Source organism: Clavibacter sp. GW821-FHT01D01 (assembly GCF_059422605.1).
Window position 1 is genome coordinate 81,566 of the sequence record NZ_JBWKXC010000003.1, and the last position, 21,884, is coordinate 103,449.

Below are 21,884 nucleotides of genomic sequence, written 5' to 3' on the forward strand. Positions count from 1 at the left end.
GTGCGCAGAAGCTACCTGCGCAGCCGATCGACGGAGCGCACGTTCCACAGCACCCGGCGGGACCCTCCCGCGCGGCGCCTCGCCACCCAGGAGGCGGCCGCTCGACGGACCGGGACGTTCAGGCCGCGGTGGCGGAAGGCGGGATGACCGGCGCCCACCCCGTGGCGCGCTCGACGATGCGCGCGAGCACGGCGGGCTCGGTCGTGTTCTCGGCGAGCCGGTTCGGCTTGCCGTCGCCGTGGTAGTCGCTGGATCCCGTCACCTCGAGCCCGAACCGCTCGGCCAGCTCCGTGAGGCGCACGCGCGACGCGGGCGGGTTGTCGCGGTGCCGCACCTCGAGGCCGAACAGGCCGGCGGTGACGAGCGACGTCATGCGCGAGTCCGACAGCACGCGCTCGGGCCCGCGGGCACCGGGATGCGCGAGGACCGCGAGGCCGCCCGCCGCGGTGATCAGCTCGACGCCGAGGATCGGGTCGGGCGCGTAGTGCGGCCGGTAGTAGCCGCCCTGCCAGTGGAGGATGCTCTCGAAGGCCGCCGAGCGGGTGGCCACGTGGCCGCGGGCCACGAGCGCGTCGGCGATGTGGGGGCGGCCGATGGTGCTGCCGGGCGTGGTCTGGGCGAGCACGTCGTCCCAGGTGAGCGCGTAGTCGCGGCCGATGCGGCCGACCATCGCCTCCGCCCGGGTCATCCGCTCGCCGCGCACCCGGGCGGTCATCGCCGCGAGGTCGGCGTCCTCGGGGTCGAACAGGTAGGCGAGGACGTGGACGCTCGCGTACTCCAGCTGCGTGCTCATCTCCATGCCGGGGACGAGGGTGATGCCGTGCGCGCGGGCCGCGGCGGAGGCGTCCGCCCAGCCCGCGGTGGAGTCGTGGTCGGTGAGCGCCACGGCGGAGAGCCCCTGCGACGCGGCCTGCGCGACCAGCTCGGCGGGCGCCTCGGTGCCGTCGGAGACGGAGCTGTGCGTGTGCAGGTCGATGGGACCCCGCTGCTGCTCCGGCATCCCTCCATCCTACGCGGCGGCCCTCGCACGGCCCGTCGGCCGGGACCGCGGCGGGCGCTCTCCCAGAGAGCCGCCATAGTGTCGTCTACGTCATGGGTCGGATCGTCGGAGCAGCAGTCATCCTCGTCACCGCCGCAGGACTCCTCCTCGTCACGTGGCCCCAGCTCCTCGGGCTGGAGCAGACGTACCTGGTGGCCCACGCCGTCGCCATCCGCGGGGCACTCGTCGCGGCCGCGGCCGCGGTCCTCGTCGTGACCCTGGTCCTCTGCCTCGCGATCCGCCCCGGGCGGCGCCTGCTCGGGAGCATCGCCCTGCTGCTGGTGGTCTTCATCGGCGCGAACTCCGCCGTCCTGGCGACGCGCGGGCTCGGCGACACGGCCTTCGCCGAGCCGCAGGAGTCCGACGTCACGGTGCTGTCCTGGAACACGCTCGGCGGCGCCACCGGCGCGCGCGCCGTCGCCGACCTCGCCATCGAGTCGGGCGCCGACGTCATCACGCTCCCCGAGACGCGCGAGGAGACCGGCGCCGAGATCGCCGTGCTCATGCGCGAGGCCGGCCGGCCGATGTGGGTGCGCACCACCGCCTTCGACGACGTGGCCGCGGCCCGATCCACCACCATCCTCATCAGCGCGGCCTACGGCGACTACCGGGTCGACGAGTCGCGCGGCACCACGAGCGTCCTGCCCACGGTCATCATGGAGCCGGTCGACGGGAACGGGCCCGTCATCATGGCGGTGCACCCGGTCTCCCCCATCCCCGAGCAGATGGACAACTGGCGGGCCGACCTCGCCTGGCTCGGACAGCGCTGCGACGAGGGCAACGTGATCATCGCGGGCGACTTCAACGCCACGCTCGACCACATGAGCCGGTACGGCGGCACGCCGACGGAGCGCGACCAGGTGACCGACCTCGGCCAGTGCGTCGACGCGGCGCGCGCCTCGGGGAACGCGGCGGTCGGCACCTGGCCGACCGACGTCCCCGCGCTCCTCGGCACCCCCATCGACCACGTCATGGCGACGCCGGGGTGGGAGGTCACGGGCTTCCGCGTGGTCGAGGACCGCGACGGGGCGGGCAGCGACCACCGTCCGATCGTCGCGCAGCTCACGCCCCTGCGTTGAGCAGGCCCTGCGCCCCTCCTGGTGCGCCGCGCAGGTGGGATGATCGAGGGATGGCCGAGAACACCGACACCACGTCCGAGACCACGCGCGAGTCCGCCGCCGCCGAGATCGCCGCCGACCCGGCCGCGCCGCTGGCGACGACCGAGACCGCGGCCCCCGCGGTCACCGCCCCCGCCGCCTCGGACGCCGGCGGATCCGGCGCCGCGCCCGTTCCCCGCGCCACGTCCAACCGCAGCACCACCCCCGCGAGCACCGCGTTCAGCGACTTCGTGTCGACGGGCTGGGCCGACCGCGAGGAGGTCGACCCGCCCGCGCGCGAGCAGGCGGCCTACGCGGCCGAGCGCCGTCGCCGCCTGTCCGCGCTCCACACGGGCACGCGCCTCGTGATCCCCGCGGGCCGCCTGAAGCAGCGCAGCAACGACACCGAATTCCCCTTCCGGGCCCACTCCGCGTTCGCGCACCTCACCGGGTGGGGCTCCGACAGCGAGCCCGGTGCCGTCCTCGTGCTCGAGCCCGTGGCCCCGGGGTCCGCCGCCGACGGCACGGGCCACGAGGCCACCCTCTACTTCCGCGAGCGCGCCGGACGCGACAGCGACGAGTTCTACGCCAACGCCGAGATCGGCGAGTTCTGGATCGGACCGCGGCCGTCGCTCCGGCAGGTCGCCGCCGACCTCGGCATCGCCACCGCGCCCCTCGCCCGGGTCGACGCGGCCATCGACGCCGGCGGCCCCGTCCGCGTGATCCGCGAGGCGGACGCCGTGATCGCCGCCCGCGTCGACGATGCCCGGGCCGCGGGCAGCTTCGCCGACGACGCGTCCGACGCGGACGCCGTCCTCGCACGGGACGCGTCGGAGCTCCGCCTCGTGAAGGACGAGTACGAGATCCGGCAGATGCGGGAAGCCGTCGACACCACCGGCCGCGGCTTCTCCGACGTCGTCGCCGACATGCCCGCCGTCACCGCGCACGCGCGCGGCGAGCGCGTCGTCGAGGGCGTCTTCAACGCCCGGGCCCGGGCTGACGGCAACACGGTGGGCTACGACACCATCGCCGCCTCCGGACCGCACGCCTGCATCCTGCACTGGACCCGCAACGACGGCCCCGTCGTCCCGGGCGACCTCATCCTCATCGACGCGGGCGTCGAGCTCGACAGCTACTACACGGCCGACATCACCCGCACCCTCCCTGTCTCCGGCACCTTCACCGACGTGCAGCGCGAGGTCTACGAGGCGGTCCGCGAGGCGGCCGACGCGGCGCTCGCGATCGTGCGCCCCGGCATCCGCTTCCGCGAGGTGCACGCCGAGGCGATGAAGGTGATCGCCCGTCGCGTGGCCGACTGGGGCATGCTGCCCGTCACCGCGGAGGAGGCGCTCGAGGCCGACAACCAGCACCACCGCCGGTACATGGTCCACGGCACGAGCCACCACCTGGGCCTCGACGTGCACGACTGCGCGCAGGCACGGCGCGACATGTACATCGACGGGATCGTGGAGGCCGGCATGGTCTTCACGATCGAGCCCGGCCTGTACTTCCAGCCCGACGACCTCACGGTGCCGGAGCGCTTCCGCGGCATCGGGGTGCGCATCGAGGACGACGTCCTCGTGACGCGCGACGGAGCAGAGAACCTGTCCGCCGGCATCCCGCGCACGGCGGACGAGGTCGAGGCGTGGATGGCCGGGCGCTCCTAGCCGCCGAGCCGGGCGGGGTGTCGCCGGACGGGGCGCGCGGGGATCAGACCCCCTGCGCGCCCTGCTCGCCCACCGGCCGGTCGGTCGAGGTCGGCGGCGCGGTCGGCTCCGGGGCCTCCGGTCCGCCCGCCTCGGGCAGGCGCTCCCCGTACGGACCCGCGGGACGCGAGGCCGGTGCCGCCGCGGGCGGCGGGGTGGTGACCACGGGCTCGCCGTAGACCGACGTGCCGACTCCCCCGATGCCGAGCACGTCGCGGGCGCGGTGCATCGAGTCGGGCTCGACGACCACCGAGTAGCTCGTGGCGGTGACCTGCATGACGGAGGTGAAGTCGCGGCGGCGGCGCGTGATGCTGTAGCTGACGATGCCGAAGATCGCGCCGAAGCCGACGCCGATGATGACCGCGCCGATGACCGACGAGATGTTCGGCACCGGCGAGAACAGGAACGTCACGAGCCCCAGGAACAGGCCCAGCCATGCGCCGCTGGCCGCTCCCGCGGCCGCGGCGCGGGCGGACGTCAGCTTGCCGGTGACGCGCTCCACGCTCGTCAGCTCGTTGCCCACGATGCTCACCTGCGTGACGGGGAAGTCGGCCTCGGCGAGCGTGACGACGGCCTTCTGCGCCTCGTCGTACGTCTCGTACGTCGCCACGGGCTCGCCCTTCGGGAGCCGGGGCATGCGGGCACGGGAGCTGCGTCCGAGGAGGGGTGAGGTCACTGATCCAGTGTCCCACCCGGTGCCGGGCGGCGGCTGGGCGAGCGACTAGATTGGCTCTGTGAGCGCCTCCCGAGTCTTCGTCGCCCGGCTCGCCGGGTGCAGCGTGTTCGACCCCGCAGGCGACCGCGTCGGGCGCGTGCGCGACGTGCTGGTCGTCTACCGCAAGGACGATCCGCCGCGCGTCGTGGGCCTCATCGTCGAGATCCCGGGCAAGCGCCGCGTGTTCCTCTCCATCGGGCGGGTCACGAGCATCGGCTCGGGCCAGATCATCACGACGGGACTCATCAACCTGCGCCGCTTCGAGCAGCGCGGCGGCGAGGTGCGCGTCATCGCGGAGATCCTCGGGCGCCGCGTGAGCATGCGCGACGGGTCCGGGAACGCCGTCATCGAGGACGTCGCCATCGAGGAGTCGGGCCAGGCCGAGTGGGAGGTGTCGCAGCTCTTCTGCCGCCGACCGCGCACCAGCCCCTCCCCCTTCGCCAAGGGCGCCACCATCTTCGCGACGTGGAGCGACGTCGCCGAGCTGCAGGACGACGGCGTCGCGCAGTCCGCCTCGCAGTTCCTCGCCGCGTACTCCGACCTGCTGCCCGCCGACCTCGCCAACACCCTGCTCGACCTGCCGCAGGCGCGCCGCCTCGAGGTCGCCGAGGAGCTGCCCGACGCCCGGCTCGCCGACGTGCTCGAGGAGATGCCCGAGTCCGAGCAGGTGCAGATCATGGCCACGCTCGACGACGACCGCGCCGCCGACGTGCTCGACCAGATGCAGCCGGACGACGCGGCCGACCTCATCGCGCAGCTCTCAGAGGAGCGCGGCGAGGCGCTGCTGGAGCTGATGCAGCCGGAGGAGGCGGACGACGTCCGCATGCTCCTCAGCTACGCGCCGGACACCGCGGGCGGCCTCATGACCACCGACCCGGTCATCGTGTCGGGCGACGCGACCGTCGCGGAGGGCCTCGCGCTCATCCGCCGGCACGAGCTGGCGCCCACCCTGGGCGCGGCCGTGTGCGTCACCCTCCCGCCGTACGAGCCGCCCACCGGCCGCTTCCTCGGCATGGTGCACTTCCAGCGCATGCTGCGCTACCCGCCGCACGAGCGCCTCGGCACGCTGCTCGACCAGGGCCTGGAGCCCGTCCGCGCCGACACCAGCGCGGCCGAGGTCTCCCGCATCATGGCGAGCTACAACCTCGTGTCGGTGCCCGTGGTGGACGAGAACCACCGCCTCGTCGGCGTGGTCACGATCGACGACGTGCTCGACCACCTGCTCCCGGACGACTGGCGCAGCGCCGACGCCGAGCGGGAGACCCGCAAGCGCGCCACCGCCCGCTTCCACGGCACGGCCACGGCCGCCATCCCCACCGCAGGACCCGTACGAGGACGGAGGATCCCCCGTGGCACGGCAGAGTAACCGCGACGTCCGCCTGGACGCCCCCAAGGGCCTCCGTACCACCGTCCTCCCGATGCGCAACCGCGCGAGCCGCGACCGGTTCGGCCGCTTCACCGAGTCCATCGCGCGGGGCATGGGCACGCCGTGGTTCCTGGTGGGCCTCACGCTGTTCTGCGTCGCGTGGATCGTCTACAACACGTACGGACCCGAGTCCGCCCGCTTCGACTCCGCGGCGCTCGGCTTCACGGCCCTCACGCTGATCCTCTCGCTGCAGGCCTCGTACGCCGCGCCGCTCATCCTCCTCGCGCAGAACCGCCAGGACGACCGCGACCGCGTGCAGATCGAGCAGGACCGGCAGCGCGCCGAGCGCAACGTCGCCGATGTCGAGTACCTCGCCCGCGAGGTGGTCTCCCTCCGCCTGCAGATGAAGGACGTGGCGTCGAAGGACTTCATCCGCGCCGAGCTCCGGCAGCTCCTCGAGGAGCTCGACCGCCGTGACGACCCCGAGGCGGAGGACGCCGAGGCCGAGGGCCGCCGCAGGACGCATGGCCGCTGAGGCCGCCGGCACGGGGCCGCTCACCGCGGACGCGGTGCGGCAGGCGCTCGCGCGCGTCGTGGACCCGGAGATCCGCCGCCCCATCACGGAGCTCGACATGGTCTCCGACGTGCGCGTCGAGGACGGGGGCGTGGCGCACGTCGACATCGCCCTGACGATCGTCGGCTGCCCGGCGGCGACCTCCATCGAGCGCGACGTGCGCGAGACCGTCGCGGCCGTCCCGGGCGTCATGCGCCTAGAGCTCACCGTCGGGGTGATGAGCCCCGAGCGGCGTCGAGCGCTCACCGAGCGGCTCCGCGGCCCGGCCGCCCAGCGCGGCATCCCCTTCGGTCCGGACAGCCTCACGCGCGTCTACGCCGTGACGAGCGGCAAGGGCGGCGTCGGCAAGTCGACGCTCACGGCCAACCTGGCGGTCGCGCTCGCGGCGAGGGGGCTCGCCGTCGGCCTCGTCGACGCCGACGTGCACGGATTCTCCATCCCGGGCATCCTCGGGCTCGTCGACCGGGACGGACGCACGGCCCAGCCCACCCGCGTCGGCGACATGATCCTGCCGCCCGTCGCGCACGGCGTGAAGGTCATCTCCATCGGCATGTTCCTCGACCCGGACGCCACGGGCGGCACCGCGGTGTCCTGGCGCGGCCCGATGCTGCACCGCACCATCCAGCAGTTCCTCACGGACGTCTTCTTCGGCGACCTCGACGTGCTGCTGCTCGACCTGCCGCCCGGCACCGGGGACGTCGCCATCACGGTGGGGCAGCTCCTCCCGCATGCCGAGGTGCTCGTGGTCACCACGCCGCAACCGGCCGCGGCCGACGTCGCCGAGCGGAGCGGGCTCGTCGCCCGGCAGACCGGGCAGCGCGTCGCGGGCGTCGTCGAGAACATGGCCGGGCTCGCGCAGCCCGACGGGTCGGTGCTCGAGCTCTTCGGCGCGGGCGGCGGCGAGGAGGTCGCGCGGCGCCTGTCGGCGGGGCAGGACGAGCCCGTCCCCCTCCTCGCGAGCGTCCCCCTCAGCGTCGCGCTCCGGCAGGGAGGCGACGCCGGCGCGCCCCTCGTCCTGGCCGCGCCCGGCGACCCCGCCGCGGTCCAGATCCAGCGCGTCGCGGATCACCTGGCCACTCGCGGCCGCGGCCTCGCGGGACGGCGGCTCGGGCTCTCCGTGTCCTAGGCGGCACGCGCAGGGGTGCCGCGGCGGCCCCGTGACGCACGAGGAGGACGGCAGCCCAGGGGCTGTCGTCCTCCTCGTCGGTGCTGCGCGTGCTGCCTAGACGTGGCTGCGGTGCGTGCGGGTCGGCACGGCGCGATAGCCGTCGCGCGCGGTGATGACGACGGTGCCGGCGACGGCGGAGACGGAGAGGGCGGCGACAGCGATGAGGAAGACGGTCATGGTGGTGCTCCTGCGGGAAGGCGGATGGCGGCGCATTCCGCCGCACCTCCAGGAGACCACCGCTCATCGTTCAGGACAAGCTCATAGTCCTTGCCTGGTCGTGTAGCTTGCCTACATGGACATCCGCCGCCTCGAGCTCCTCCGGGAGCTCGCCGACCGGGGCAGCGTCGGGGCCGTCGCGCGCGCCGCCGGGCGCACCCCGTCCGCGGTCTCCCAGCAGCTCAAGGTGCTCGAGCGGGAGGCCGGGGTGCCGCTCACCGAGCGGTCCGGGCGCGGCATCGTCCTCACCGACGCGGGCCGCGCGCTCGCCCGCACGGCCACCGACATCGCCGTCGCGGTCGCGCGCGCCGAGGCGCTCTGGGAGGACTTCCGGCACCAGCCCGCGGGCGAGGTCACGCTGGCGATGTTCCCCACCGCGGGGCAGATGCTGCTGCCCGGCCTCCTCGACCGCGTCGCGGTGATCGCCGACCTCACCGTGCGCGCCAGCGACCGCGACCCGGCCTCCCGGGCCTTCGCCGACCTCACGGCCGACTTCGACGTCGTCATCGCGCACTCGCTCGCGGGGGCGGGCACCTGGCGCGGGCTCGGCCTCGTCATCGTCCCGCTCATGGTGGAGCCGCTCGACGTCGCCATGCCGTCGGGCCACCGGCTGGCCGGCCGCGCATCCGTGAGCCCCGCCGACCTCGGCGGCGAGCCGTGGATCGGGGTGCCGCAGGGACTCCCCTTCGACCGGATCCTCCTCGACATCGAGCAGGCTCTCGGCGCCCCCGCCCGGGTCGTCCAGCGCGTCAACGACACGCGCATCACCGAGTCCCTCGTCGCCGCGGGGCACGGGATCGCGCTGCTGCCCCGCTACACGGCGGGTCAGCACGACGGCGTGGTGGTGAAGCGGCTCACCGGCGTCGTGTCCCGGCGCCACGTGCACGTGCTGCTGCGGCCCGACCGCGCCGAGCGGCCGTCGGTGCGGGCCGTCGTGGACGCGCTCCGCGAGGAGGCGCGCACCGTGGACGCGCGCTTCAGCGCGAACGGCTGAGCGCCGTGCGGCGTGGACGCGGATGGCCCGAGCAGCCGATCAGGCCGCGCCGGGCATCCGGCGTCGGGAATCGGGCGTCAGCGTCGGACGACGGGCGTCAGGTCGCCTCGGCGTCGAAGGGCGCGGGCTGGGCGGAGGCGGCGGCGGCCTCGCGTTCCAGGCGCTGACGGCGGGCGATCGTGGTCTCGACGGGCACGCGCGGCTTCGTGACGACCGGCTCGTCCTCGAACAGCGCCTCCTTGATGATGCGGCGCGGGTCGTACTGGCGCGGGTCGAGCTTCTTCCAGTCGACCTCGTCGAACTCCGGGCCGAGCTCGTCGCGCATGCGCTCCCGGGCGCCGGTGGCCATGCGGCGGGCCGCCTTCACCAGATCCGCGAGCTTCTGGGTGTAGATCGGCAGCCGCTCGGGGCCGAGCAGGAACACGGCGATGATGCCGATGAGCATCAGCTTCTCGAACGTCAGGCCGAACATGATCACAGGCTAGCCGGTAGATGCCCGATCTCCACCCGCCCGCAGGCTCCCGTCAGCCTGCGCGGCGCATCGGGGCGCCACCGGACACGCCCCGGTCGGGCGTCCGTCCGCGGGCCGATACCCTGGGGACCCGGAAGAGGGAGGTGCCGCGTGTCCGACCAGGAGACCGGCTGGAAGTTCGCCGAGGACGTCGTCGTGGAGGACGAGCACATCGCCCTGGCCCGCCAGCACTCCCGCGAGCTCGGCATCGAGGCCGTCTCCCCCGCCGTCGGCGCCCAGCTCTCCCTCCTCGCCGCCGCGACCCGCGCCACCAGCGTCATCGAGATCGGCACGGGCGCCGGGGTCTCCGGCCTCTGCATCTTCCGCGGGGCGCCGCGCGCCGTGCTCACGAGCATCGACGTGGAGTTCGACCACCAGCAGGCAGCGCGCGAGATCCTGGCCGACGCCGAGGTCCCGGCGAACCGCGTCCGCCTCATCACGGGTCGCGCGCTCGACGTGCTGCCCCGCATGAGCGACGCGAGCTACGACCTGGTGCTCGTGGACGCGGATCCCGCCCAGGTCATCGAGTACGTCGAGCACGGCCTCCGCCTCGCCCGTACCGGCGGTCTCGTCCTCGTGCCGCACGCGCTCTGGCGCGGGCGCGTGCAGAACCCGGCCGCGCGCGACGCGCAGACCGCCGCGTTCCGCACGCTCGTGCAGGAGACGGCCGGCTCGGGTGCGGTCGTCGCGTCCCTGTCCCCCGCGGGCGACGGCCTGCTGCAGATCGCCAAGACCGGCCGCTGAGACCGGCGCCGGCACCGGCCGCGCGGCGCGGCGCGGCGCGGCGCGGCGCGGCGCGGACCACGATGGCACCGGAACGCGACAGCGCCCGCCCCGTCGTCGACGGGGCGGGCGCTGCCGCGTGATGTGCGTTCCGACTAGCTCGCGCTGGTGACCGCGGCGAGGGCGTCGTGAAGCTCCTTCGCTTCGGCGTCGTTGACGGAGACGACGAGTCGTCCGCCTCCCTCCAAGGGCACGCGCACGATGATGAGCCTGCCCTCCTTCACGGCCTCCATCGGTCCGTCGCCGGTCCTGGGCTTCATGGCTGCCATTCGGCTCCCCTTTCGTGGATGTGCGTCCATTATCCCGCATCGACACGGCCCTCGATGTACGCGCGGCGCCGTGCTACGGCCGCGGCGCCCCCGTCCGGGCGTGGAGGGGGCGCGCGCGGGCCGCGGGGCGCGGCGAGGAGGACGTCGTCACGGCGGCGTCCAATCGCCCGCGGTGGCGCGCCACAGGAGGTCGATCCAGAGCCACTGCCCGACGACCATCGCCGCCACGACGGCGACCCGCCAGGTCCGGGATCGCGGGACGGCGAGCGCGCCGGCCAGCGGGATCATCGGCAGCAGGAGCCGGAAGAGGCTCGACTGCGGGAAGAAGACGGCGAGGAGGTAGAGGCCGTACGACGCGATCCAGATGCGGAGGTCGGGACCGAGCGCGCGCACGGAGGGCAGCGTCAGCATGAGCGCGAACGCCGCGACGACGAGGAGGACGGCGATCGTCCCCAGGGGGCCGCCGATCCAGAAGCCGCCGGCGTCGAACCACGCCTCGAACGGGACCAGGTGTCGGTACCCGACGTAGGCCGCCCGCCAGGACAGCTCGGTGTCGGTGTACGCCGTGACCGATCCGGTGCGGATCGCGGCGATGACGGGCCACGCGGCACCCGCGACGAAGGCCGAGATCCCCGCGAGCACGAGGCGGGCGCGCTCGGCGCGCGGGAACGGGTCACGCCGGGCCGACGCGAGCCGCAGGACGCCGTGCAGCAGCAGCGCGAACGCGAAGGCCAGCCCGAGCGGCCGGGTGAACGCCATGACCACGACGACGGGGGCGAGGAGGGCGTAGCGCCGGTCGACGAGCAGGAGCAGGGCCGTGAGGAGGAGGAGCGTCTGCAGGCTCTCCGCGTACGCCACCTGGAACAGCGGCGAGACCGGCGCCACGCAGACGATGACGACCGCCGTCATGACGGACGACGGGGAGAGGAAGCGCGACAGCAGCCGGTGCAGCACCAGGACGGCGCCGGCGCCCGCCACGACCGACACGGCGACGGCCGCGACCGCGAACGACGCCCCGGTCACCTGCTGCACGGCGCCCACGACCGCCGGGTACACGGGCATGAAGGCCCACGCGTTCGCCTGGACGTGCCCGGCGGCGTCCACGGGGAGGACCGACGGATAGCCGGAGGTCAGGATGTCGCGGTACCAGCCCGCGTCCCAGAACGTCGCGAACCGCAGGTACGTCGGGGACGCGTCGGCCCACGGGCTCCGGATCTGGCCGCGGGCCGACAGCACCATGAGCAGCGTGGTGAGCGCGCGGCTGGCGACGTAGATCCCGAGGACCGCGGCCCACCACGGCAGGAGCGGGGCCCGGCGCGCCGCGGGGAGGTCGTCGACCCGTGCGCGCCACGCGGGCCGGGTCAGCGCGCCGTCAGCCACGCCCGGAGGCCGCGCTCGCACGACGTGATCTGCGCGACGTCGACGCGCTCGTCGTCCGCGTGCGCGAGGAGCGGGTCCCCGGGGCCGTAGTTCACGGCCGGCACGCCGAGGGCGCTGAAGCGGGCGACGTCGGTCCAGCCGTACTTGGGACGCGCCTCGCCGCCGACCGCGGCGAGGAACGGCTGCGCGATGGCCGCGTCGAGGCCGGGGCGCGCGCCCTCCGCGAGGTCGACGACCGTGATCTCGAAGCCGGGGAAGAGGCCGGTCACGTGCTCGACGGCCTCGGCGCCCGAGCGGCTCGGGGCGAAGCGGTAGTTGACGTGCACCATCGCCTCGTCGGGGATGACGTTGCCGGCGATGCCGCCGGAGACGCCGACCGCGTTCAGCCCCTCCCGGTAGACCAGCCCGTCGACCTCGACCTCGCGCGCCTCGTACGCGGCCAGCATGGCGAGCACCGGCGCGATGCGGTGGATCGCGTTCTCGCCCACCCAGGAGCGGGCCGAGTGCGAGCGCTTGCCGAACGCGCGGACCTCCACGCGGAGGTTCCCGTTGCAGCCGCCCTCGATCTCGGAGCGCGTCGGCTCGCCGAGGATGGCGAAGTCGCCCTCCAGCAGCTCCGGGCGCGTGCGGGCGAGCCGGCCGAGGCCGTTGAGGCTGTCGGAGACCTCCTCGTGGTCGTACCAGATCCACGTGATGTCGTAGGCGGGGTCGTCGAGCTCGGCCGCGAGCACCAGCTGCACCGCGACGCCGGCCTTCATGTCGACGGTCCCGCGCCCCCACAGGTACTCCACGCCGTCCTCGTGCTCCGTGCGCGTGGGGAGGTTGCCATTGAGCGGCACGGTGTCGATGTGCCCCGCGATGACGACGCGGCGGTCGCGGCCGAGGTGCGTGCGCGCGATGACCGCGTCGCCGTCCCGCTCCACGTCGAGGTGGGCGCAGCCGGCGAGGGCGCGCTCGATGGCGTCCGCGAGGGGGCCCTCGTCCCCGGAGACGGACTCCATGTCGCAGATACGGCGGGTGACCTCCACGCTCCCCGCGGTCAGGTCGAGCTCGGGCACGGCATGGGTGTCGGTCGGCATGCCGAACATCCTAGGTCGGGGGCGGTGCGCCCCACCGGGGAGCACCCGGCCGGGCGCCGCCCGATCGGTACGCTGGCCGCATGGCCTCCCCCGCTCCGTCCTCGTCCGCCGCGCCTGCCGCCGGGTCCGCCCCTGCCTCCGGATCCGCGTGGGGCTACGGCCTCGCCACGGTCGCCTCCGACGGCACCGTCCTCGACACCTGGTTCCCCGCGCCGGAGCTCGGCGCGCTCCCCGCCGGACGCGACCGCTGGATCGCGCCGGCATGGGTGGAGGAGCTCGCGGTGGCCGATCCTCGTCGCGGCGTGACGGTCGACATCGTGACCGTCGAGATCGACCTGCAGGCGCCCCCGGCATCGACGCCCGACGCCTACCTCCGCCTCCACCTGCTCAGCCACCTGCTCGTGCGGCCCAACGGGCTGTCCCTCGAGGGGATCTTCGGCCACCTGCCCATCGTCGTCTGGACGAACGCCGGCCCCGTGCACCCCGACGACTTCGACCGCCTCCGGCCGTCCCTCCAGCGCGCGGGCATCGCCGCCCACGGCGTGGACAAGTTCCCGCGGCTGCTCGACTACGTCACCCCGGACCGCGTCCGCATCGCCGACGCGTCCCGCGTGCGCCTCGGCGCGCACCTCGCGCCGGGCACCACCGTCATGCACGAGGGGTTCGTCAACTTCAACGCCGGCACGCTGGGCTCCTCGATGGTCGAGGGGCGGATCTCGCAGGGCGTCGTCGTCGGCGACGGCTCGGACGTCGGCGGCGGCGCGTCCATCATGGGCACGCTCTCCGGCGGCGGCACCGACCGCGTGACGATCGGCGAGCGGGCGCTCCTCGGGGCGAACTCGGGCGTGGGAATCTCCATCGGCGACGACAGCGTCGTCGAGGCCGGCCTCTACGTGACGGCCGGCACCAAGGTCCTCCTGGTCGGCGCGGCACCCGGTGCCGACGGCAGCACGCCGCAGGTGAAGGCCGTGGAGCTGTCGGGTCGGCCGGGGCTCCTGTTCCGCCGCAACTCGCTCACCGGGGCCGTCGAGGCGGTCCCGCGGCGCGGCGGCGGCGCGATCCTCAACGAGGCGCTGCACGCCTAGCTCCCGTCCGCGTCGCGCGGCGTCCGGACTCGGGCGTCAGCGCCGCAGGACCCGCCGGCGCGGGGCGGGAGCGTCCGCGGGCGGGTCGATGCGCAGCACGTCGACCACGACCGCCGTCACGTTGTCGCGTCCGCCGTTCTCGAGCGCGTGCACGACGAGGTCCCGCACGGCCGTGGCCGCGTCGTCCGCGCGCAGCAGGTGGCCGCGGATCTCCGCGTCCGACAGCTCCTTCGTCAGCCCGTCGGAGCACACGAGAAGGCGGAGCCGCGCCGTGACCGGCAGCAGCCAGTAGTCCGCCTCGGCCGCGTCGCCGACGCCCACCGCACGGGTGATGATGTTGCCGTCCGGGTGCCGGTCCGCCTGGGCGCGCGTGAGGCGGCCGGCGTCCACCATCTCCTGCACGACCGAGTGGTCGACGGTGACCTGCTCGAGCACGTCGCCGCGCAGCTGGTACACGCGGGAGTCCCCGACGTTGAACACGGCCCAGTACGGACGCTCCGACACCAGCGTGAGGCAGGCGCCCGTGACGGTCGTGCCGGCGTGCAGCTCCAGGTCCCCGGTCTCCTCGCGGATGTCGTCCACGGCGCGATCGAGCGCGGGCTCCACGCCCTCGGGATCCGCGAATCCGGACTCGGCGCGCCCCTGCTCCTCGGCCAGGCGGCGGATGACGGCATCGCTCGCGACGTCGCCGGCCGCGTGCCCGCCCATGCCGTCGGCGACGACGAAGTAGGGCACGGCGGCGAGCAGGCTGTCCTCGTTGTGGTCGCGGCGGAGCCCGCGATCGGTCGCGGACGCCCAGCCGAGGACGAGGGCGCGGCCGTCCGGCAGGGCGAGCGAGGTCTCCGCGACGTCCTCTCCGATGGCGGTCATCGGGCGGACAGGATCTCGAGGACGACGCCGTCGCCCAGGTCGATGCGCGTGCCGGGGACGACCACGAGGGACTCGCCGGGCCGGAGCACCAGCCGCTCGGCGCCCGGTGCCAGCACCGCGGTCCCGTTGGTGGAGTCGAGGTCGGTCACGACGACCACGCCCGAGTCCTGCCGCAGCGCGACGTGGGTGCCCGAGATCTCGCCGAGCGGCGAGGGCACGGCCACGAGGCGCGGCTCCGGGCCGCGCACGACGCGCGGCGGCCGCGGGCGTCGGCCGACGATGACCGGCGCGTCGAGCGGGATCCTGTCGCCGGTGAATCCGCCCCCGGGTCCGCCGTCGTGCCCGTCGTCCCCGCCCATCGGCGGCCGGCCCTCGCGCACGACGCGGAACGCGTGCACGCTGCGCGTCGCGTCGTCCTCGTCGTCCTCCGGGAGGGTGCGGATCGCGACCGTCGGGATGCCGGCGGAGCGGGCACGGGCGGCCGCGTCGGAACGGCTCCCGGAGGTGCCGGTTGCGTCGGCGGACGCGGCTCCCGGCCCGGTGGCAGCGGCCGAGGCGGGATGCGGGTCCGGCGCGCCGGGATCCGGGGTGTCGAGGACGGTCGCACCCAGCGCCGGATCCGTCGGGACGGGACCGGCGGTGCCTGCCGGTGGGGCGGCGGGGGGTGCCGGTACGGCGGCGACTGCCGCGGCGGGCCCGTCCGCGGCGCGTCCGTGCGCCGCGGCGCCCGGCAGGTCGAGGCGCCAGGCCACGGCGTCCGCGGCGACGGCACCCGCGACCACCGGGAGCCCGCCGGGCGCGTCCGCGGCGGCGTGATCCGCGGAGGCGCCGGCGCGGTAGGCGCGGACGCGGTCGAGGGTGGCCAGGTAGAACGGCTGCGCCTGGCGCGCGTCGACGCGGCGCGGCTCCGCCGGGAGGCCGTCGGCGTCGCCGGCCTCCACGTCGACGACCGCGTCGCCGCGGAGGACCGCTTGGAGGCGCACCCCGGCGGCATCGCCGCCCTCGTGCACGAGCACGGCGAAGGAGGGCACCTCGTCCGGGCCGCGGAGCGGCAGCGCCGCGACGATCGACTCCGCCTGCACGGACGGGCTCGCGAGGATCCGCCAGACGTCCTCCACGACCCGCGCGGGAGCTCCCGCGGGCAGCACGACGACGGCGCGGGGGGTGACGACCGCGAGGCCCGGGGAGCCCGCGCGGGCGGGAGCGGATCGGTGGGAGCCCTCGCTCACGTCATCGGCTCCATCGAGGATCGGCGCCCGGTCGGGCGGTCGGCGACGGGCCTCGGGCGGCCGGACGCGCTGCACACGATGCTACCGCGCGCGCGTGCCCCGGCCGAGGGGTGCGCGGCCACCGGATCACGCCGCCTCCGGGACCGCTCGGAGGGGCATCTGCACCGCTCGGGGCGCGGGCGGCCGCGGATCCGGTTGCCCGGCCCCCTCCGGACTGCCATGCTCGGACGATGAGCACCCCGCAGCGCCCCTCCGCCCGGGGGCTCCCCGTGGACGCCATCTCCCGCTCCATCGTCGACCAGCTCCGCGAGGACGGCCGGCGCTCGTACGCGGAGATCGGCAAGGCGGTCGGGTTGAGCGAGGCCGCCGTCCGCCAGCGCGTGCAGAAGCTGACGGACGCCGGCGTCATCCGCATCGTCGCCCTCACCGACCCGCAGCAGCTCGGCCTCACCCGCCAGGCCATGATCGGCGTCACCGTGAGCGGCGACGTGCGCATCGTGGCGGACGCCCTCGCCGCCATCCCCGCGGTCGACTACGTCGTCATGACCGCCGGCACCTTCGACCTCCTGGCCGAGGTGGTCTGCGAGGACGACGAGGAGCTCGTGGAGCTCCTCAACGCGCGCATCCGGGGCCTGGAGGGCGTCGTGAGCACCGAGACGTTCGTGTACCTCAAGGTGCACACGCAGGACGGCCACGGGCGGTCGCGGTGACCCCGGCGCCGCGCTCCGGCTCCTCCCGCGTCCCGTCGCCGGCCGGCACTCCCCCGACCCGCGGGCGCGCCGCGTGATCGACGCCTCCCGCCGTACCGTCGCCGCATGACCCCCTCCTCCCCTGCCGCGCTGCGGCCCGCGCGGGCGACGCGCGCCACGTCCACGCCTCGCGCGCCAGCATCCTCCGGCGCGCCCGCGGACGCCGAGCCGCTCCTCCCGCCCGCCGTCCCGGCCCTGCCGCCGGGGGGCGCGCTCCTCCGGATGCCCTCCCCCGTCGGCCGGCTCGAGATCGTGGCCGAGGGGGACCGCGTCGCATCGCTGTCCATCGCGACGGCGGACCGGCTGCCGCTCGACCACCTCGACGACCGGCCGAGCGCCGTCCTCGAGGAGGCGGCCCGCCAGCTGCGGGACTACTTCGCCGGGCGGCGCCCGGTGCTCGACGTGCCCCTGGCGCTCCGCGGCACCCCGTTCCAGGTCGCCGTCTGGCGGGCCCTCGCGCGCGTCCCCCACGGCGGCGTCACCACCTACGGCGCTCTCGCCGCGGCGGCCGGCACGCCCGGCGGAGCGCGCGCTGTGGGCGGCGCGGTCGGCGCCAACCGGCTGTGCCTGCTCATCCCCTGCCACCGCGTGCTCGGAGCCGACGGTCGCGTGACCGGCTTCAGCGCCGGCGACGGGGTCGAGACGAAGGTGCGGCTGCTCGCGCTCGAGGGATCGGTGCTCGCCTCGTGACCGCGGCCTCGCTCGTCACCGGGGACGACGGCCTCGCCCGGTGCGCCTGGTCCGCGGCCGACCCCGAGTACCGCAGGTACCACGACGAGGAGTGGGGCCGCCCGCTCCACGGCGACCGGCCGCTCTTCGAGAAGCTGTGCCTCGAGGGATTCCAGGCGGGTCTGTCGTGGATCACGATCCTCCGCAAGCGGCCGCGGTTCCGCGAGGTCTTCCACGGGTTCGACATCGACTTGGTCGCGGCCATGGAGGAGCACGACGTGGAGCGGCTCATGGGCGACGCCGGCATCATCCGCAACCGCGCCAAGATCGTGGCGGCGCGCGGGAACGCGCGTGCGGTGCGCGCCCTCCTCGACGCCCGCGGCGACGGTGCCCTCGACCGCCTGGTGTGGGCGCACGCGGAGGATCCCGCGACCCGCTCCCGGCCGGCGACCGCGGCGGACATCCCGGCCGTCACCCCCGGGTCGACGGACCTCAGCCGGGAGCTCAAGGCGGTCGGTCTCCGCTTCGTGGGCCCCACGACGGTCTACGCGCTCATGCAGTCCTCCGGGCTGGTCGACGACCACGTCGTCGGCTGCCACCGGGCCGACTGACCCCGAGGCCCCCGAGCCCCGCGTGGCCCGCGGGGCCGGCGGCGCCCATCGGCCGGACGCCCCGGTCGGCGCACCTCCGGTCGGCGCGCCTCCGGTCAGTGCGGAGCGGCCACCAGCACGAGCTCGCCGTCGGCTCCGCGGGACAGCTCGAGGCCGCTCGCCGCCGCCCAGTCCAGGAGCTCCGCGACGGACGCGAGGTCCCGCCCGCCGAGGATGAGCGCCCGCACGAGCTCGCCCTTGGCCTTCTTGTTGAAGTGGTTGAGGGCCCGTACCGTGCCGTCCGCCCCGCGCGCGACGACGCGCACCACGGCGGAGTCCTCGTGCCCCGGTCGCGGGCCGAGGGCCGCGTAGCCGTCGGAGCGGAGGTCGAGGACGAGGCCCGGGACGCCCTCGAGGACCCGGCGGACCGAGGCGGCCCAGTGGGCCTTCAGGCGGAGGCCGGGCAGGCGGCTGTCGTGCGAGAGCCGGTAGGCGGGGATGGGGTCGGTGGCGCGCACGGGACCGAGGAGGGCCGAGTGGACGGCCACATGCCGGCCCGCGAACTCCAGCTCCGCCGGATCCAGCGCGTCGGCGCGGATGGGGTCGTACAGCACTCCCGTGTAGCGCAGCAGCGCCGGCATGGTGGGCGACGCCTCCACGACCCGGTCGCGCTGCACCTCTACCGCCTGGCGCGGCCCGAGCTTCAGGACGCGCGCGGCGGCGTCCGCGTCCTGGGCGAGCTCGGCCAGGGCGCGCACGACGGTGCGACGCTCCGCGGTCAGCTCGGGGAAGGCGAGCCGGTCGAGGTCGAGGCGCGTCCCGGCCTCGCCGCCGTCGCGCTTCGTCTCGGACGGGGGCAGCAGGACGAGCACGGGACCTCCGGGGATGAGGCGGCCGCGGGCGGCCGGGGACGGGGATGCAGACGAGACGGGACGTGGACGGGACGTGGACTCAGAAGGGGGAGGCTGCCGATCGAGCACAGCAGCGCGTACCGCACGCCGCACCCCGGCTGCGGGCCGCGCCGCGGAGTGACGCACCCCGCTGACCGCTCGGGCCCCGGACGCACGAAGGCGGACGGCCCCCGAGGGGACCGCCCGCCGTCGGACGGAGGTGGTGCTACGCGACCAGTGCTGCCTGTCGCGCGACCACGGTGACGTTGTCGTTCTCGACCGAGAGGAAGCCCTCGTCGGCGTCGGCCGTGATCACGGCACCGCCGTCCTGCGTGATGCGGACGTTGCCGGTCGCGAGGATCGCCAGGAGCGGCTCGTGACCGGCGAGGATGCCGATCTCGCCCTCGCTCGTGCGCGCGACGACCATGGAGGCCTGGCCGGACCAGACCTGCTGGTCCGCCGAGACCACGGTGACCGTGAGATCAGCGCGGGCCATGTCAGCCGTTCTCCTTCTGGATCTCGGACCAGCGGCGGTCGACGTCGTCGAGGTCGCCCACGTTGAAGAACGCCTGCTCGGCGACGTGGTCGTACTCGCCGTCGGCGATCTTCGAGAAGGACTCGATGGTGTTCTTCAGCGGCACCGTGGAGCCCTCGACGCCCGTGAACTTCTTCGCCATGTAGGTGTTCTGCGAGAGGAACTGCTGGATGCGGCGGGCACGGCTGACCGTGACCTTGTCCTCCTCGGAGAGCTCGTCGACACCGAGGATCGCGATGATCTCCTGGAGCTCCTTGTTCTTCTGCAGGATCGCCTTGACGCGGGTGGCCGTGTCGTAGTGAGCCTGGCCCAGGTACCGCGGGTCGAGGATGCGGCTGGTGGACGTCAGCGGATCGACGGCCGGGTAGAGACCGCGCGACGCGATCTCGCGGCTGAGCTCCGTGGTCGCGTCGAGGTGCGCGAACGTGGTGGCCGGGGCCGGGTCGGTGTAGTCGTCCGCGGGGACGTAGATGGCCTGCAGCGAGGTGATGCTGTGGCCGCGGGTCGACGTGATGCGCTCCTGGAGCACGCCCATCTCGTCCGCGAGGTTCGGCTGGTAGCCGACCGCGGACGGCATGCGGCCGAGCAGCGTGGAGACCTCGGAGCCGGCCTGCGTGAAGCGGAAGATGTTGTCGATGAAGAGCAGCACGTCCTGGTTCTGCACGTCGCGGAAGTACTCCGCCATCGTGAGCGCGGACAGGGCCACGCGGAGGCGCGTTCCCGGCGGCTCGTCCATCTGGCCGAAGACCAAGGCGGTCTTGTCGAAGACGCCGGCCTCCTCCATCTCCATGATGAGGTCGTTGCCCTCGCGGGTGCGCTCGCCGACGCCCGCGAAGACGGACACTCCACCGTGGTCCTGCGCGACGCGCTGGATCATCTCCTGGATGAGGACGGTCTTGCCGACGCCCGCGCCGCCGAACAGGCCGATCTTGCCGCCCTGCACGTACGGGGTGAGGAGGTCGATGACCTTGATGCCGGTCTCGAACAGCTGGGTCTTCGACTCCAGCTGGTCGAACATCGGGGGCTTGCGGTGGATGGGCCAGCGCTCGGTGATCTCGATCTTCTCGCCGCCGACGTTGTTGAGCACGTCGCCGGTGACGTTGAACACCTTGCCCTTGGTGATGTCGCCGACGGGGACCGAGATGGCCTCGCCGGTGTCGCGCACCTCCTGGCCGCGGACGAGGCCGTCCGTGGGCTTGAGGGCGATGGCGCGGACCAGGTCGTCGCCGAGGTGCTGGGCGACCTCGAGCGTGATCTCCGTGGAGTCCTCGCCGATGGTGATCGTGGTCTTCAGGGCGTTGTAGACCGGGGGGATCGAGTCGTGCGGGAACTCGATGTCCACGACCGGGCCGGTGACGCGTGCGATGCGTCCGACGCCGGCCACCCTGTCGGTGTCGACCGGCGCAGTGGCGGTGTCAGTCATTGATGTCTCTCTTCTTCATTCGTGGAGCGTGAGGTGTTACTTGCTGGAGGCGAGCGCGTCCGCGCCGCCGACGATCTCGGAGATCTGCTGGGTGATCTCCGTCTGACGCGCGTTGTTGCGCAGCCGCGTGTACGTGGTCACGAGCTTGTCGGCGTTGTCGCTCGCCGACTTCATGGCCTTCTGGCGGGCGGCGTGCTCGGAGGCGGCCGACTGCAGCATGGCGTTGAAGATGCGGCTCTCGATGTAGACGGGCAGCAGCGCGTCGAGCACGTCGCCCACCTCGGGCTCGAACTCGTAGAGCGGAAGGACGGCGCCCTGGTCGGGCGCCTCCACCCCCTCGACGACCTCGAGCGGCAGCAGCCGGACGACCTCGGGCTTCTGCGTGGCGATCGACACGAAGCGGTTGAACACGATGTGGATCTCGTCCACGCCGCCCTCGGACGCCGGTGCGACGAACTTCTCCACGAGCGCGTCGCCGATGGACTTGGCCGTCTCGAACTCGGGCTTCTCCGTGCTGCCGGTCCAGATGCGCTCCGAGTCCCGCTTGCGGAACTTGAAGTACCCGACGGCCTTGCGGCCGACGAGGTAGTACACGATCTCCTTGCCCTGCGAGCGGAGGAGCTCGGCGAGCTGCTCCGACTCCTTCAGGACGCTGGAGCTGAACGCGCCGGCGAGGCCGCGGTCGGAGGCGAAGATGACGATCGCCGCCCGCTCCACCTTCTCGGGCTCGGTCGTGAGGATGTGGTCGACGTTGGAGAACGTCGCCACCGCCGAGACCGCGCGCGTGACGGCACGCGAGTACGGCGCGGACGCCGCCATCCGCTGCTGCGCCTTCTGGATGCGCGACGCGGAGATCAGCTCCATCGCGCGGGTGATCTTCTTCGTCGTCTGCGCGGACTTGATCTTCTGCGTGTAGACCCGGAGTTGCGCTCCCATGAGTCTCCCTA

At 74.2% G+C, this 21,884-nt stretch carries 24 protein-coding genes; 11 read left to right on the forward strand and 13 right to left on the reverse strand.

Annotated elements, in window-relative coordinates; genetic code table 11:
• Positions 1-118: 118 nt before the first annotated feature.
• Positions 119-1,000, reverse strand: a complete 882-nt coding sequence (locus AC07VC_RS05900) for a PHP domain-containing protein (RefSeq protein ID WP_494675511.1) — start codon at positions 998-1,000, stop codon at positions 119-121.
• A 92-nt stretch (positions 1,001-1,092) separates the two neighbouring features.
• Here AC07VC_RS05900 and AC07VC_RS05905 point away from each other — a divergent pair, with 92 nt between their 5' ends.
• Complete coding sequence (locus AC07VC_RS05905) at positions 1,093-2,118, forward strand: endonuclease/exonuclease/phosphatase family protein (RefSeq protein WP_317230230.1); 1,026 nt, start codon at positions 1,093-1,095, stop codon at positions 2,116-2,118.
• A 50-nt stretch (positions 2,119-2,168) separates the two neighbouring features.
• Complete coding sequence (locus tag AC07VC_RS05910; RefSeq protein ID WP_494675510.1) at positions 2,169-3,803, forward strand: aminopeptidase P family protein; 1,635 nt, start codon at positions 2,169-2,171, stop codon at positions 3,801-3,803.
• A 43-nt stretch (positions 3,804-3,846) separates the two neighbouring features.
• Here the strand turns inward: AC07VC_RS05910 and AC07VC_RS05915 are convergent, their stop codons facing one another.
• The gene (locus AC07VC_RS05915; protein WP_494675509.1) at positions 3,847-4,518 is read right to left on the reverse strand and encodes a YflT domain-containing protein; all 672 of its coding nucleotides are present in this window, start codon (positions 4,516-4,518) and stop codon (positions 3,847-3,849) included.
• A gap of 58 nt (positions 4,519-4,576) precedes the next feature.
• On the opposite strand from AC07VC_RS05915, the gene AC07VC_RS05920 reads away from it, so the two are divergent.
• From AC07VC_RS05920 to AC07VC_RS05930, 3 genes are read left to right on the forward strand one after another with little or no spacing between them, the layout of a single operon-like run.
• Positions 4,577-5,923: a magnesium transporter MgtE N-terminal domain-containing protein gene (locus AC07VC_RS05920; protein ID WP_494675508.1), complete on the forward strand. Its 1,347-nt coding sequence runs from the start codon at positions 4,577-4,579 to the stop codon at positions 5,921-5,923.
• Positions 5,907-6,458: a DUF1003 domain-containing protein gene (locus tag AC07VC_RS05925; protein ID WP_317230065.1), complete on the forward strand. Its 552-nt coding sequence runs from the start codon at positions 5,907-5,909 to the stop codon at positions 6,456-6,458. The genes AC07VC_RS05920 and AC07VC_RS05925 overlap by 17 nt, the downstream gene beginning before the upstream one ends.
• Positions 6,448-7,623 (forward strand): Mrp/NBP35 family ATP-binding protein, encoded by a 1,176-nt coding sequence (locus AC07VC_RS05930; protein WP_317230064.1) that lies wholly within the window; start codon positions 6,448-6,450, stop codon positions 7,621-7,623. Before AC07VC_RS05925 ends, AC07VC_RS05930 begins: the two co-directional genes overlap by 11 nt.
• Before the next feature lie 96 nt (positions 7,624-7,719).
• Here AC07VC_RS05930 and AC07VC_RS05935 read toward each other — a convergent pair whose 3' ends face one another.
• Positions 7,720-7,842, reverse strand: a complete 123-nt coding sequence (locus tag AC07VC_RS05935) for a hypothetical protein (RefSeq protein WP_317230063.1) — start codon at positions 7,840-7,842, stop codon at positions 7,720-7,722.
• A 115-nt stretch (positions 7,843-7,957) separates the two neighbouring features.
• On the opposite strand from AC07VC_RS05935, the gene AC07VC_RS05940 reads away from it, so the two are divergent.
• A complete protein-coding gene (locus AC07VC_RS05940) occupies positions 7,958-8,875 on the forward strand; it encodes a LysR family transcriptional regulator (protein ID WP_494675507.1) in 918 nt (305 codons plus the stop codon).
• 97 nt (positions 8,876-8,972) lie between these two features.
• Here the strand turns inward: AC07VC_RS05940 and AC07VC_RS05945 are convergent, their stop codons facing one another.
• Positions 8,973-9,347, reverse strand: a complete 375-nt coding sequence (locus tag AC07VC_RS05945; RefSeq protein ID WP_012299244.1) for a twin-arginine translocase TatA/TatE family subunit — start codon at positions 9,345-9,347, stop codon at positions 8,973-8,975.
• 150 nt (positions 9,348-9,497) lie between these two features.
• Between AC07VC_RS05945 and AC07VC_RS05950 the strand changes: the two genes are divergently transcribed.
• Complete coding sequence (locus tag AC07VC_RS05950) at positions 9,498-10,130, forward strand: O-methyltransferase (protein WP_043587585.1); 633 nt, start codon at positions 9,498-9,500, stop codon at positions 10,128-10,130.
• 134 nt (positions 10,131-10,264) lie between these two features.
• Here AC07VC_RS05950 and AC07VC_RS05955 read toward each other — a convergent pair whose 3' ends face one another.
• The 3 genes from AC07VC_RS05955 to dapE form a co-directional block, all read right to left on the reverse strand.
• Entirely contained in the window at positions 10,265-10,438 is a 174-nt protein-coding gene (locus tag AC07VC_RS05955) for a DUF3117 domain-containing protein (protein WP_012037866.1), read from the reverse strand.
• Positions 10,439-10,585: 147 nt separating this feature from the next.
• The gene (locus AC07VC_RS05960; RefSeq protein ID WP_494675506.1) at positions 10,586-11,818 is read right to left on the reverse strand and encodes a hypothetical protein; all 1,233 of its coding nucleotides are present in this window, start codon (positions 11,816-11,818) and stop codon (positions 10,586-10,588) included.
• The gene (gene dapE, locus AC07VC_RS05965) at positions 11,800-12,897 is read right to left on the reverse strand and encodes a succinyl-diaminopimelate desuccinylase (RefSeq protein ID WP_494675505.1); all 1,098 of its coding nucleotides are present in this window, start codon (positions 12,895-12,897) and stop codon (positions 11,800-11,802) included. The genes AC07VC_RS05960 and dapE overlap by 19 nt, the downstream gene beginning before the upstream one ends.
• A gap of 80 nt (positions 12,898-12,977) precedes the next feature.
• Between dapE and dapD the strand changes: the two genes are divergently transcribed.
• Complete coding sequence (dapD, locus tag AC07VC_RS05970) at positions 12,978-13,982, forward strand: 2,3,4,5-tetrahydropyridine-2,6-dicarboxylate N-succinyltransferase (protein WP_494675504.1); 1,005 nt, start codon at positions 12,978-12,980, stop codon at positions 13,980-13,982.
• A 36-nt stretch (positions 13,983-14,018) separates the two neighbouring features.
• On the opposite strand, the gene AC07VC_RS05975 is transcribed toward dapD, so the two are convergent.
• Entirely contained in the window at positions 14,019-14,852 is an 834-nt protein-coding gene (locus AC07VC_RS05975; protein WP_317230057.1) for a PP2C family protein-serine/threonine phosphatase, read from the reverse strand.
• The gene (locus tag AC07VC_RS05980; RefSeq protein WP_494675503.1) at positions 14,849-16,081 is read right to left on the reverse strand and encodes an FHA domain-containing protein; all 1,233 of its coding nucleotides are present in this window, start codon (positions 16,079-16,081) and stop codon (positions 14,849-14,851) included. Before AC07VC_RS05980 ends, AC07VC_RS05975 begins: the two co-directional genes overlap by 4 nt.
• Before the next feature lie 230 nt (positions 16,082-16,311).
• Between AC07VC_RS05980 and AC07VC_RS05985 the strand changes: the two genes are divergently transcribed.
• The 3 genes from AC07VC_RS05985 to AC07VC_RS05995 all read left to right on the forward strand — a co-directional run bounded on the left by AC07VC_RS05985 (position 16,312) and on the right by AC07VC_RS05995 (position 18,110).
• Positions 16,312-16,791, forward strand: coding sequence for an Lrp/AsnC family transcriptional regulator (locus tag AC07VC_RS05985; RefSeq protein WP_094115484.1), 480 nt, complete (start codon positions 16,312-16,314; stop codon positions 16,789-16,791).
• A gap of 105 nt (positions 16,792-16,896) precedes the next feature.
• Positions 16,897-17,520 carry a methylated-DNA--[protein]-cysteine S-methyltransferase gene (locus AC07VC_RS05990; RefSeq protein ID WP_494675502.1) on the forward strand — a complete coding sequence of 208 codons (624 nt, stop codon included), beginning with the start codon at positions 16,897-16,899 and terminating at the stop codon, positions 17,518-17,520.
• Positions 17,517-18,110, forward strand: a complete 594-nt coding sequence (locus tag AC07VC_RS05995; RefSeq protein ID WP_494675501.1) for a DNA-3-methyladenine glycosylase I — start codon at positions 17,517-17,519, stop codon at positions 18,108-18,110. The genes AC07VC_RS05990 and AC07VC_RS05995 overlap by 4 nt, the downstream gene beginning before the upstream one ends.
• A 95-nt stretch (positions 18,111-18,205) precedes the next feature.
• On the opposite strand, the gene yaaA is transcribed toward AC07VC_RS05995, so the two are convergent.
• From yaaA to AC07VC_RS06015, 4 genes are all read right to left on the reverse strand, one after another.
• On the reverse strand, positions 18,206-18,961 hold the full coding sequence (gene yaaA, locus AC07VC_RS06000) for a peroxide stress protein YaaA (RefSeq protein ID WP_494675500.1): 756 nt from the start codon (positions 18,959-18,961) through the stop codon (positions 18,206-18,208).
• A gap of 244 nt (positions 18,962-19,205) precedes the next feature.
• A complete protein-coding gene (locus AC07VC_RS06005) occupies positions 19,206-19,475 on the reverse strand; it encodes a F0F1 ATP synthase subunit epsilon (protein WP_094115481.1) in 270 nt (89 codons plus the stop codon).
• A gap of 1 nt (position 19,476) precedes the next feature.
• The gene (gene atpD, locus AC07VC_RS06010) at positions 19,477-20,937 is read right to left on the reverse strand and encodes a F0F1 ATP synthase subunit beta (protein WP_094115480.1); all 1,461 of its coding nucleotides are present in this window, start codon (positions 20,935-20,937) and stop codon (positions 19,477-19,479) included.
• 36 nt (positions 20,938-20,973) lie between these two features.
• Entirely contained in the window at positions 20,974-21,873 is a 900-nt protein-coding gene (locus tag AC07VC_RS06015; RefSeq protein ID WP_317229956.1) for a F0F1 ATP synthase subunit gamma, read from the reverse strand.
• Positions 21,874-21,884: the final 11 nt, after the last annotated feature.